This window comes from Flavobacterium granuli, assembly GCF_900129705.1.
Lineage (GTDB): Bacteria > Bacteroidota > Bacteroidia > Flavobacteriales > Flavobacteriaceae > Flavobacterium > Flavobacterium granuli.
The window spans coordinates 506184-520159 of record NZ_FQWO01000001.1; the positions used below are offsets into that span (position 1 = coordinate 506184).

At 35.0% G+C, this 13976-nt stretch carries 7 protein-coding genes; all 7 read right to left on the reverse strand.

Annotation, left to right across the window (positions count from 1 at the left end; genetic code table 11):
* Positions 1-7: 7 nt before the first annotated feature.
* A complete protein-coding gene (locus BUB25_RS02165) occupies positions 8-3529 on the reverse strand; it encodes a TonB-dependent receptor (RefSeq protein ID WP_072939122.1) in 3522 nt (1173 codons plus the stop codon).
* 182 nt (positions 3530-3711) lie between these two features.
* Positions 3712-4794, reverse strand: coding sequence for a FecR family protein (locus BUB25_RS02170; protein WP_072939125.1), 1083 nt, complete (start codon positions 4792-4794; stop codon positions 3712-3714).
* A gap of 218 nt (positions 4795-5012) precedes the next feature.
* Positions 5013-5588 carry an RNA polymerase sigma factor gene (locus BUB25_RS02175; protein WP_211297008.1) on the reverse strand — a complete coding sequence of 192 codons (576 nt, stop codon included), beginning with the start codon at positions 5586-5588 and terminating at the stop codon, positions 5013-5015.
* Between the two features lie 432 nt (positions 5589-6020).
* On the reverse strand, positions 6021-8093 hold the full coding sequence (locus tag BUB25_RS02180) for a protein-disulfide reductase DsbD family protein (RefSeq protein ID WP_072939128.1): 2073 nt from the start codon (positions 8091-8093) through the stop codon (positions 6021-6023).
* 134 nt (positions 8094-8227) lie between these two features.
* Positions 8228-11035, reverse strand: coding sequence for a M16 family metallopeptidase (locus tag BUB25_RS02185; RefSeq protein WP_072939131.1), 2808 nt, complete (start codon positions 11033-11035; stop codon positions 8228-8230).
* A 386-nt stretch (positions 11036-11421) separates the two neighbouring features.
* Positions 11422-12453, reverse strand: coding sequence for a TlpA family protein disulfide reductase (locus BUB25_RS02190; RefSeq protein WP_072939136.1), 1032 nt, complete (start codon positions 12451-12453; stop codon positions 11422-11424).
* 102 nt (positions 12454-12555) lie between these two features.
* Positions 12556-13974 carry a RagB/SusD family nutrient uptake outer membrane protein gene (locus BUB25_RS02195; RefSeq protein ID WP_072939139.1) on the reverse strand — a complete coding sequence of 473 codons (1419 nt, stop codon included), beginning with the start codon at positions 13972-13974 and terminating at the stop codon, positions 12556-12558.
* Positions 13975-13976: the final 2 nt, after the last annotated feature.

Genomic DNA, 13976 nt, shown 5'->3' on the forward strand with positions numbered 1-13976 from the left:
TTAATTTTTAGAATGACACATTAACTCCAAATGAATACTGCTTCAAGAAAGGATAGTTAGCTCCGCTTCCCAAATCTGTAAGTTCCGTATTAATTCCATCAGGCAAATGATCGTAAGTGAATAGATTCTCACCCGAAAAATATAATTTTACACTTTTGATTAATGATTTTTTAAGTATCTCCTTAGGAAGGCTGTATCCTAGCGTAATATTCTTTAAACGAACATAAGATCCATCTGCCAGATATTTAGTTTGAACCCTTCTACTGTATCCATAATTCCCTCCACCTCTTGCATAATTTCTAGGATAATAGGCATCTGTATTTTCCGGAGTCCAATAATCCAATTGATGTGCATACATGATAGAGAATTCTCCCGGATAAGGAAATACAACATCATTACTCAACCAAACGTCTCTTTTTCCAACCCCTTGAATAAATACGGACAAATCAAATCCCTTATAAGAAGCCCCGGTATTAAGACCATACTGATAACGTCTGGTATTGTTCCCAATTACCTTACGATCACCAAGACCGGTATTAGGAATCACTGCTCCTGTTACCTTATCATATTGTGTATATAAAGTATTGTTTCCGGAATTAATGATACCATCACCATTTAAATCTTTGTATTTAATATCTCCCGGATTAGGATTCACTCCTTGTACGGTCACAACTCCAGGTTTCAAGGTTCCGTTTTGAAGACTTGAATTTAATGTTCCTGTAACAAAATCATCATTTGTATAATAACCATCGGTTACATAGCCATAAATTTCTCCTATTTTTTGCCCAACATAATAGTCCCCTAATAATCCCGCTGCATTATTGTATCGGGTTATTTTGGCTTGACTGTCCGAAAGATTGAAGCCCACATAATAAGATACCGCATTGATTTTACTTCTCCACTTCATTTCTAATTCCCATCCATTTACCTCAAGATCAGCTGCGTTTTGCAATGGTGGAGTGGCTCCCAAAATAGTTGGCAAACTGGCTCCTGGACCAAGCATATTAAGCGTTTGTCTTTTAAACAAATCGAAAGATCCTGTTAGTCGATTGCTAAAAGCTCCCAGATCGATACCATAATTAAGCGTTCTTACTGTTTCCCATGTAAAATTATTACGTACTAATGCAGGAGTAGAAAGTGAAGTGTATTTAATTCCAGTAGAAGGATCTATCCATCCGGACTGCACACCTGAAAGTCCCTCAAAAAAACCATAATATTCAGGAGTCACACCATCCGATTTTCTAATATCCTGATTCCCTATCTCACCCAAAGAAGCCCTCAATTTAAATAAAGAAAGTGCTGTAACATTTTCCATAAAAGACTCATTCGTTACATTCCATGCCACTGATGCCGATGGAAAAAATCCCCAACGTTGGCTTTCAGGAAATCTGGAAGAACCATCACGACGACCATTTGCTTCTAAGAAATATCTTTCCTTGTAATTGTAGCCAAATCGTCCAAAAAAGCCCATCACCGACCAATTATTATAGGAATCATTCGCATATTCTGTCCCGGTTGCTAAATCAATAGACGGTAAAGTTGGATCAATTAAACTGATAACCCCTCCATCTAAAGAAGAACTTTTACTCATTTCATTATTGAAACCTGTCAAGATTTCAAAATTATGGTCAGCTACTTTTTGTTTAAACTTAGCATAGAAATTTGCAGCATTATAGCGCGTCTGTCCATTAGATAAATTAACACCGGTTTTTGTTGGGTCACCTAACAAAGGCGTATATCTCAAAGCGTCTATAAATGTAGCTTGATTATTAACTCCCTTATAATTTGAAGTAGCATAACCATAAGTATACTCGCCCACCAGAGAAACTGATTTTAACGGCTTGTATTCTATTTTAGAAAAAAAGCGTAAATTATCTCTTTGTGTTTGAGGAGCCACGCCAAATCTTTCCATATTCCCCGGAGTGTTATAAGGTATTAAAGAACCATCCGCTTGGGTTTGAAAACCTGTTGGCGCATAGGCTGGAAAAGTAATGTAATTGTAATAATTCCCTATAGGATTTTTTGTTAATGAACTAAGATAATTGGCGTTCATATCAAAAGTTAATTTTTCTGATATATAGGTTCTATAATCCGTGTTCAATGTAAATCTCTTGAAACTGTCATTTTCAGTAACAATGATACCGTCTTGTTTTGTATACCCTGCAGACATTCTAAAGTCAGATTTTTCGCTTCCTCCAGAAATACTCAAATTATGAATGGTGGTTGTTCCTAAATCACTATAAAAGTCTTTACCAGCCTCATCGTTTCCAGCAAGCGGATAGGTAACATTATTTATCACTGTACTGCCACTCGGATAGTCTTTTGGATTCAATTTATAAGCATCCAAAGCCCCTTTCCAAGTAGGAATATCTTGATTCGTCCAAAAACCCGTTGTTCCCCAAGTGTTAAGTGCATTTACGAAATCATAAACTGATGCTTTCTTAGGCAAATTTGTTGCATAATCAATACTGGAAGATGTCGAATAATCTACTTGAATCTCTTGGTTCTTTTTTCCTGTTTTAGTAGTAATCAAAATAACTCCAAAAGCTGCTCTCGCCCCATAAATAGAAGTCGCTGCGGCATCTTTTAATACCGTTACCGATTCAATATCTTTTGGATTAATATTATCCATACTCATTGGTACGTTGTTTACAAGAACCAATGGAGCTCCTCCATTAATAGACTGAAAACCGCGAATTTGCAAATCAAATCCTTGACCTGGCCTACCGCTTCCTGAAACAACCTGTAACCCTGGAAGCGCACCTTGAATAGCTGAAGCAGCACCTGTAATGGGTCTATCACCCAATACCTCGCTCATTTTTACCGAAGCTACAGAACCAGACACATTCGCTCTTTTTTGAGCACCGAAACCTACTATAACTACATCATTCAAAGCAGCAGCTTCAGATTTTAAAACTACTTTTAAATTTGTATTGTCTTTAATCTGTATTTCTTGATTAACGAATCCCAAGTAAGTAAAAATCAAGACATCTCCTTTATTGACTGTTATAGAAAAACCACCATCAATATCAGTAACTGTGCCCGCCTTACCTCCTTTTTTAAATACATTAACTCCTGGCATAGGAATTCCGGTTTCATCTACAACCTTACCAGTGACAGTCTGTTGGTAATCTATTGCTCCTGTAGCAGTTGTATTCTCCAAATTATTGCTCTTATTCAATACAATTTGATTATTACGCAACACTTGAAACTTAATATCCTGCGAGCTCAATACTTTATTAAGGACTTCCTCCAGAGTTTCATTTTTAAACTCTGCATTTATTTTAGCCTTAGAAGAAATCACTTGGGCTTGATAAGAAAAAGTGACATTAGCTTGACTCTCTATTAATTGAAGTAAATTTTTAATACTTCCATTTTTAACAGACAATGATACGCGTTCTGCTAAAGGGCCTTGCCCATAACTAGTATTAGAATAGCACATGTTGATTGTAATAGTCAACAATACCAGCTGAATAAACGAGAATTTCATAATCTTAAAAATCGTTTTGTTACTAAAATTTTTAGACATACTTTTGTTTTTTTGTTAGTTCATGACAAAATAAATTCCGCCCATTGCTTCTAAGCAATAGGAAATGTTTAAAAGGGAAAGATGTTGCCGCATCTTTCTCTTTTTTTAAAAAAACTTGTTTATAATGTATTTTTTCTTCTCATAGTTTTTTGGTTTGGTTAGTTAGTATTTATATAGTTTAGTTATTTACAGCCCTGAGATTCAATTACTATTTGTGAATCGACTTCTTTATATGTTCCCCCTATAATTTCACAAATTAAATCAAGCTGGTCATAAAGGGATTTATCTATTAATTTTGTCGTGATAGTACAACTTGCCAAAACTTCTTCATTATAAATAATTTTAATTCCATAACGATTTTCAATTGCATCAAAAACTTTATTTATAGGAGCTTCATTAAACTGTATCGGGCTTTCTTTTGCAATTACCACAGGAGACTCTACTAGTCTTTTACTTAAATTTTCATCTGAACGGCTATAAATAGCTTGTTGATTGGGTACAACTACTAATCCATTGGTCTCAGGATCCGATAAATTGATTCTTCGTTGATTAAAAACCGAAACTCTACCTGTACTCACTTTTACAAATAGTTTTTTATCATTATCAAACGCTCTAATTCTAAAACTGGTACCCAAAACTTTGGTTACAATTTCATTGGCATACACATAAAAAGGCTTATTGGGATCCTTCGCAATTTTAAAAAATGCATCACCGCTCAATATGACAGTCCTGCTGTTTTTATCAAAATGAACAGGATAACTCAACTTACTATTTTTCTCCAATGTAATAACACTACCATCCTCAAGCTGAACTTTCAACGGGCTGTCACTTGTATTGATCTTTTCTACAAGAGGTATTTGCGCATCAAAAGAAGTCAGCAAATCGTTATAAGAAACTTGTCCACGAGGATTTGACATCCATACCAAAGAACCAATACCAAATAAAACAATTATACAAGCTGCCCACTTAATAAATGGTTGCTGCCATGATCGCAATAGAACAGGCTCTTGAGAAACCTCTTCCACTTTAAGAGTCTGATTGATTCTACTCCATATTTTTTGCTGATCAAACTCAGCCAATTGTTCTAGCTGAATTTCATTTAATTCCAAAATAAACTGGCTGGCTTCATTCATTAAACTGGCTTTCAATGGATATTCAATTAAAAATTGTACCCATTTATCCTTGTCTTGCCCAAAGAGTGTCCAGCGAACAAACGAATCATCGTCTAAAAAATCCTGTATCTGATTGTAATTGTATTCCATCATGGTAAATGACTAATAAAGCCCTATAGTAATACAAGTACCACTTTGACAAAAAAGTAACCATTTTATTTCATCTTTTTTTAAACAAAAAAAAATCTCTTAAAAATAGAGGATTGGCTCGATCAAAATAGAGATAAAAAAAGAATTAAATTCTAGAACACAGATAACTTATAAACACAGAAAAACAAGCCTGCTGATTACAATCGAAAATTAAAAATGGCTTAAACCGTTTTACGAAGTGAGACTCTTAGAATTGCATAAGACTTAGATAACAAGTTTTTTACCACCTGCTTAGGGATTTCCATTATTTGAGAAGTTTGATCTAAACTTAATCCCTGATAAAAACGCAAATGAACAGCCTCAGTCTGGCGTTTACTTAGTTTTTCTAACGACTTTTTTACTAATTGAGTCTTTATTTGAACCGACTCTTTTTCTATTGATTCTTGCTCAATAGACAAGGTCGAAAGAAAATCTAAAAAATGATCTACATTTTCTGATCCCTCAAAAATATCTTTTTGGATATTACGGCTAAACTGATTTCGAATAGCTCTAAACAAGTAGAATTTAACATTATCAACTTCACTTAAAAACTCTTTCCTCCTCCAAAGATCCACAAACAAATCATGTATCGCATCCTCGACCAAGGACTGGTCTGAATTCAGTTGAAACCCATAAGTTACTAAAATTTTAAAATACTTTTTATACAAAAGTTCAAAAGCCTCGTAGTCTCCATTCTTAAACGATTTCCATAGAAGGGAATCCTGTGACACATCCGTTTGTTTAGTAATATTGCTCAATGGTTTGGTTTTTTTGGTTGTTATGGTTTATCATCCTTTTTTATCTTCAACACATTTGCACAAATCAAAAAGAGATAATCTCAAAAATATAACAGTTTACAAATAAAAAATAACAGTACCTACCAGTTTATTTTGTGATATGCATAAAAAAAAGCAACTTATCTCAATGAATACGCATACAGCTCTTATTTTTAAAAATAAAAAACATAATCCTTCTTAAGCATTTTAACCAAAGCTAATTTGGAATTTGATATAAAAAAAGAGTCGGAAGTATGTTTCCGACTCTTAATTCAATTTTAATGTACTCTTTTTATTTAGTAGCTGTCTTTACTTTTGAGTTGGCATACTCTTTAGACAAGTTCAACATTAATTCTATATTTCCATTTTGAAAAGGAATCAAATAGTAAAAATACTAATTGACTTTTTATCTTATTACTTTTTACTAAAGTTAGCCAGTCCGGTTTTTAACCAAGTGTGGTATTCCTCGACATCCGGAGTATAACCCACAGGATCAATTAGGTTTTCTCCTTCGTGATCCGTTAACACATAAAAAGGTTGTGCATTTGCCTTGTATTTTATCGTTTGAAATTCACTCCATTTTTGTCCAACGTATTTTAATTTTTTCCCAGGTCTTAGTTTAGACTCGATTTCTTCGCCAGCGGGAAGCGGTCTTTTATCATCGACATACAAGGAAATAAGCACTACGTCATTATTAAGGATAGCTAAAATTTGTTCCTTTGGCCAAACTTGTTGTTCCATTTTACGGCAGTTGACACAGGCATAGCCGGTGAAATCCAACATAACGGGCTTGTTTACTTTTTTGGCGTAAGCCATTCCCAAATCATAATCCGTAAAAGCTACAATATTATGCGGCGCCATCAAATGGGCTCCTTCGGGAATTGCTGTTGCTGTTGTAACAGTACCTGCTTGAGAAGATCCAACACCATAAGGCGATTCGCTATAATGTTGTGCCGGTGGAAAAGCACTGATCAAATTTAAAGGCGCTCCCCATAATCCGGGAATCATATAAATGGTAAAACTCAACGAAAGTAGCCCTAAACTGAGTCTCCCTACAGAAATATGAGTTAGAGGAGAATCGTGTGGCAATTGTATTTTTCCAAAAAGGTAAAAGGCCAAAACACCAAAGATGGCAATCCAAATCGCCAAGAACACTTCGCGCTCTAATAAATGCAATTGCAAAACCAAATCAGCATTGGACAAGAATTTAAAAGCCAAAGCCAATTCTAAGAAACCCAACACCACTTTTACGGTATTTAACCAGCCACCAGATTTTGGCAATGAATTTAACCAACCCGGAAATGCCGCAAATAAAGTAAATGGTATGGCTAAGGCCAAAGAAAACCCTAACATCCCCACTATAGGGCCTATTTGATTTCCGCCTGCGGCCGCCTGAACCAAAAGCGTTCCTACGATAGGGCCGGTGCAGGAAAATGAGACAATTGCCAAGGCCAAAGCCATGAAGAAAATCCCGATAAGTCCGCCTTTATCTGCTTTGCTGTCCACTTTATTGGCCCAAGAATTGGGAAGCATGATTTCAAAAGCGCCTAAAAAGGAAACTGCAAAAACCACTAAAAGCACAAAGAAAATAATGTTGAACCAAACATTAGTAGAAAGCGCATTTAAAGCATCGGCTCCAAAAATGGCACTGACCAAGGAACCTAAAAGTACGTAGATGATTACGATTGACAATCCGTAAATGATGGCGTTTTTAATTCCTACAGCCCTATTTTTACTTTGTTTGGTAAAGAAGCTCACCGTCATCGGGATCATTGGAAACACGCAAGGAGTCAATAAAGCAGCAAAACCGGAGAAGAAAGCGATGATAAATATGGCTAGCATACTCTTATCAGAGGACTTTTCTTTTTGAGCAACGGTGGTTTTTTCAACATCGACTGTTTTAATTTCCTCTTTTAGTATCGAATCTGCGGGGATTTCTTCTTTTACTGTGGAATCGATTGCGGTTTCTTTCCCTGCTACAGCAACCAAATCGGCTGTTTTTTCAATTTCTTTTGCCTTAACAGCTCCAGCCATTGCGGTTTCGGGGATTTGAAAATTCAAATCAACATAAGAGGGCGGCAAACAATTTGCATCATCGCAAACCATAAACTCCACTTCTCCCGAGATTTTAAAAGCTTTTTTCGAAAGTACATTGATACGCTGTTTAAAAACGGCTTTGTTTTCGAAAAACTTAATCTTCATGTTAAATATAGGATCATTAACCGTATGACCGCTTTCTTCGGATGGTTTTCCTATTAGCTCATAATTGGGATTTTTGCCGAAGCTAAAAGCCGTGGGAACGGGGCCGTTTTCAGGAACACTTTGGGAATACAAATGCCATCCTTCGCCAATGGTGGCTTGGATAACTAAATCATATTTAGTGTCAGAAACGGCAACTACCGAAGCAGACCATTTTACCGGATTGTGTATTTGGGAGAAAACATTAGCACTTATAATAAAGGCTAAGAGTAGTATTATTTTCTTCATTGGATTATGATTTATATGGTGCATAAATTAAATAGGGCCACTGTGTCAATGACCCTATAAATCCTCTCGTTGTTTGTGTACTAATTCAAAATACTTATAAAAAAACTAAGTAATAACGAAAGATGCTTTTACCATTATTTTGCGGGTTTAAATACGATTTCGAAACTTTGAGAATTATTCATCATCAACTGAACAAACTTTTGAATATCCTGCGGTTTAATGGCATTAATGAGATCCACATTGTTTTTTGCCTCATCCCTGTTATAGCCTTCAATGAAGTAGTCATAAAGCAAATTCATCTGATAACCGGTATACTCTTTTTGTTCTTTTACATCCTTCAAATAACTGATTAATGCCTTATCTAAATCCTCTTTATCAATCGTGCCGTTTTTAATTTTGTCTATTTCTTGATGAACAATCGAGACTAATTTATCCACCTTATCAGGATTACAATCAAAATAAACATAGAAACTGGCTGACTCCTTGGGTCTTTTGGACAAAGAACTGTACACGCTGGCTCCATAGGTACCGCCTTCCTGTTCTCTTAATGTTTCCATTAATCTCAATTCAAGGATATCCTGGAAAGCTTTTAACAGGTAGGTATTTTTCAGACTGTATTTAAACTTGTTTTTAAAGGCAATACGTACGGTCGCTTTTGGATCTTCCATTGGTAAAAAAACATCTTTTTTATTTGTGTCATTCAACCAAGTAACCGAATTATCCTGCCATTTTTCTTTTTTCTTAGTGGTAGGCAAACTAGCTAAATATTTTTCCAATAAAGGCTTTAAAACCTCTTTTGAAACATCTCCTGTAATAAAAAACACAAAATCAGCAGCATTGTTAAAACGATCCTGATAAATCGATTTTATCTTTTCGAATGAAATATCTTTTAAATATTTCTCGTCAAACAATCGCTTTTTAGGATTATCAAATCCATATAAAATAGTGCTAACGCTATCTTCCATTTTATAAGCAATATCGCCCTTTCTTCTGATTAGACTGTTTTCTAAATTATTCTGTAAAACTTTGAAACTATCTTCATCAAATCGTGGTTTTACAAATTGCAAATGAAGCATTTGCAACATGGTTTCAACATCTTTTGTTGTTGACATACCCGAGATCGTTTCTTCTAACTCAGAAATACTTATTCTTGATTTTGCGCTTTTTCCTGCTAAAACCTTGGCTAAATCAGTTGAATTATAATCTCCCAAACCGGACATACCAACTAAATTACTCACCATAGCAGCCGATGGAAGATCAGCATCTTTCAACAAAGAATTCCCTCCAAAACTAGCAGCTTCAAATAGCACATTGTTTTTCTCTATATCGGTAAACTTATAATTTACTACCATTCCGTTACTTAAAACAAAGGTTGTAGCGTTGATTTCCTTATTATTTTTCTCAGAAACAATCTTACCTTCTTTTATTTCTATGCCCGAAGTCAATGTTTCCCCAACAAATGCATCAGTATAAGCGGTTAAAGCGGTGTCTTTCTCCACGTTATTTATTATCGTCAAAGCCTCTTCACGAGAAAGATTGTTATCCCCTTCCACTCCCGTAACATCTAAAACCCGATTTTCGGCCGTATATAATTTTTTTAGAAAATCATGCAAATCTTTGGGAGCCAACTGAGCAAAAATATTTTTGACCAGCTCATATTCTTTAGCAAGATCAGTCATTGTTTCATTTTCTAAATAATTTTTCTGAATGCTATTAATTATTTCAAAATGGGGCGTTTGATCAATCTTACTGATCTTAGTTTGATAATAATTCGAATAAACGGCTATTGTTCGATCAATTTCTGCTTGGGTAAAACCAAATTTCACGGCTCTGTTCAACTCTTCTAAAGCCGTTTTAAAAGCTTGCTGTTGCCTATTCGGTTTTGGATAAATCATTAAACCAAACGAATTTTTAGCTCTTGCCAAACTCTGATAACTACAACTGGCCGAAACAAATGATGCATCCGGTTTTTGTGCGATTTCTTTAAGTCTGGAACTCAACATAGAAGAAACCATTTTATTGAATAAGGCTTCTTTTAAATCGGCCACCGTTTCATCTTTCAATGATTTTGGCTGATTAATCGTAAAAGAAATATTAGACGTTGTTATTTCTTTATCCATCCCCAGATTATAAAGCATTGCTGCATTATCAGGTATGTTTACCACAACTCTCTCGATTGGGTTCTGTATAGCAGGTATTTTAGCAAACAATTTCTCGATTTTTTGCTCGATTTCTTCAACATCAATATCGCCTACGACTGCTATTGCCTGTAAGTCTGTTCTGTACCAATCGTGATAAAAATCTCTTAATGCCTTGTATTTAAAATTATCAATAACACTCATCAAACCAATAGGCATGCGCTCCGCATATTTGGTATTATTAAACATCGTTGGCAATGAATTCTTAAAAAGTCTCATGTCGCCATTTTGCCTGGACCTCCACTCTTCTTTGATCACGCCACGTTCAGCATCAATCTCAGCATCTGTAAGCAATAATCCATCTGCCCAATCATGTAAAATCAACAAAGAAGTATCGATCAATCCATCTACATTTGTAGGGATATTATCCATATTGTAAACCGTTTCATCAAATGCAGTGTAAGCATTGATATCTTTGGCAAAAACAGCACCGTGTTTTTGAAGTGTATTCAAAACGCCTTTTCCAGGAAAATTTTTAGTTCCGTTGAAAGCCATGTGTTCCAGGAAATGGGCAAGTCCTTGTTGGTCGTCATTCTCCAGAATCGAACCCACGTTTTGAATGATATAATAACTGGCTACATTTTTAATTACATCTGTTTTATAGATATAATAAGTCAGCCCGTTTTTGAGAACCCCTTTTTTGATCTTTTGATTTACCGGAAGCGGATCATTTAATTTCAATTCTTGTGCGCTGACCGTGTACGCAACCAAAAAAAGAGAAAATACAGTTAATAGATTTTTCATGTTTATTTATGGTAATTTTAGGTGTTTTAGTAAATTCTGATTCGCAAAACTCAAAGCTGATTCGATTAAAGAAGCAAAATTTGTTATATAGTATTGCTTTTCTGATTACTTCTAAATGGTCGTTTATATGTTATTTTTTTAATCCAAAACATTAAATAGAATCCCTGCCCTGTCTTAAAATGAATTTTAAAAAGGGAAGATAATTTGAAACAACTAATGGCTATAAATACAGTTGTTTTTTACAAAAAACTATAATTCATAAGCACTGTCGTTGCATAAATGGAACAAAAATGTTGGCTTTTTCGATTCAATTTAAACCAGAGAAACTAAATTCTCTGGTTGTGAAATCAAAATCTTATAAAAGAGGATTCCTCTTATTGGAATAATTATATATCCAATGATTTTAACAATTCTGTCAACTCAGGTTCAGAAGGTCTTGGCGTATCCGCATTGATGATCTTACCTTCCTTGTCTAATAAAATAAAACGAGGAATCCCTTGAATATAGTAAGAAGCGATAAATTTAGAATCGATTTCTTTGTCGGCCAAAAGTTGAATTCCAGATAATCCTTGGGCTTTGATCATGTCGCGCCATTTTTGTTCGTCTTTTAATCGATCAACAGATATACTTACAAATTTTATGTTTTTACCGTGAAATTCTTTCTCCACTTTCCCGATAAATGGCATTTCATATTTACATGGTCCGCACCATGTTGCCCATACATCAATAAAAACATAACTCCCTCTTAAATCTTTGAGCGATGTTTTACCTCCTTTATAATTGATATAGTTATTGAACTCAGGAGAAGGCATGCCGGCGCCTAATTCATTTTTGTTTCTTTGTGCTTCAGTATATTGCTGTACAATACCTTGTTTAAATTCTTCTATCTTTTTTAACTGAGAACTTACAAAAAAAGGATCTAAGCCTGATTGCTTCAGTTCCAACTCTGATTTAAAATCAGTGGTGAATTTATTAATCTTAGCTTCAAAAGCTTCCTTTTCTAAATTTAGAAAAACAGTGTAATCAGCTCCATACAATTCCCCTTCCAACTTAGATTTTAATCTTAAAAAAACATTTTCTTTTTCTCCTTTTCCTTTAATGCTGAGACTTTTGGAAACATTTTTAGCATCAAAATTAATCTCTAAACTCATATCATTAGTAAGATACAAACTAAAGAATTTATCATAAAAAGTATTAAAAAAAACCGGTTTATCTAATTTAATGCTATCTCTGTAGGTTCCGTCAGCGGCTACTTTAATGTTAACGGCTTTGGAGCTCACAGGATCAAAAAGTCTTATCCCAAGTCCTTCTATTGGGTTTTCAATTTTCCCGTATAAAACCACATAATCCTTTTGTGCCAAACCTTTTTGGCTAGAAAGCAAAACAAACAGTAACGCCAGTAGTGATAGATTTTTCATTTTTTATTTTTTTATAATGTTTGAAAAAATGAGAATGCACAATCGAAAGGAATAAATGATAATCCTTGACTCTTTACTGCATTCTCATTTAAAAGTTAGTTTTTAATAGCCTTTATTTTGAATTACTGTTTTATTCCCTATGATAACCTGCAATGGAATTGGCAAAACAAATTGGTTTGGAGATAGTAAAGAAGCTTTAACAGCTGCTGCCCTAAGATTTCCAAGATGGTCATAACGTACAATATCAAACCAGCTTTCTCCGTTTTCAAAGAAAAGTTCCAGTAATTTTTCTTTACGAATGTCTTCTAACAAAGTGGCCTTATCAGAAAGACTTTTTAGGTTTACACCCGCACGCTCTCTAATTGCGTTTAGACTTTCTAATGCAATCGTAAGATCTCCTCCTGTTTTACGCACTTCAGCCTCTGCTTTGATCAGATAGATTTCTCCAAGACGCAAATGATACAAGGTATTTCCTTGGGAAGCTATTTGATCTAGAAATGGATATTTTCCATTTCCATTGGTTTTTTTGGTTGCATCGGCATAAGCATGCAAGAAACGTGGGTCATAACCTGAGCCAGCACCTGATAGAGTACCATCAGTCGAGGTTCCCACTTGAGCATCTGCTAAAGTCTTTAATGCTTGACTATAGGTTGTTCTGCTCACCTGATTCATAGCCGTCTTACCTTCATTATCAGGACCTGTTTTTGGAGCAAAAATAACTTCTGAGGAATTGAAACTATTTTTAAAAATATCAGAATACTGTGATTCTAAAACGTAACCTTCATCATTATTGATCACTTCGTCAGCTAGAGCAGCTGCTTCGGTAAATTTCCCGGTGTATAAATACACTTTAGACAACAAAGCTTTGGCAGCCAGACTTCCTGAATAAAAATGATCAATATAGACAGGACCATTAGCCGATGCGTATACTAAATCATCCTCAATTTGTTGGTACACCTCTGAAACTGAATTTCTTGGCTTTGCTTCAAGCTTAGTTGCAAATGCCGTTCTTACCACTATTCCATAAGTAGAATTTAGATCATAAAATTCTCCAAAATAACGCAACAAATTAAAATGCGCAAAGGCTCTTTGAAACTTTGCCTCAGAAATCATCTCTGCCTTTTTAACATCCGAAATACCTACAGCCTTCGCTGCCTCCAATTCCTGAATTAAAAAATTGCAACCATTAATAATTTTATAGTGACCGCTATACAAGTTAGTCAGGAAAATATTATCAACCGGAACTTCATTTGTATTAAAACCTTTGCTGCCGCTCATAAAGCCTGTAATCAAACCTTCATTACCATAGGCCGCTAAGTGCAGTGGAAAGAAGCTCACATCAAACTCTTTACCTAAATCATAAACGCCATTAAGTACCAGTTGAGCCGAAGCTTCATCTCTTACTGTATTCTCTGTCGTTAATTTATTATAAGGCTTTATATCGTCAATATCACAGCTAACAACCGTTGCTGCCATCGCAAAAAGTAAGACCGTATGGATCTTTTTTATATATAATTTCATTT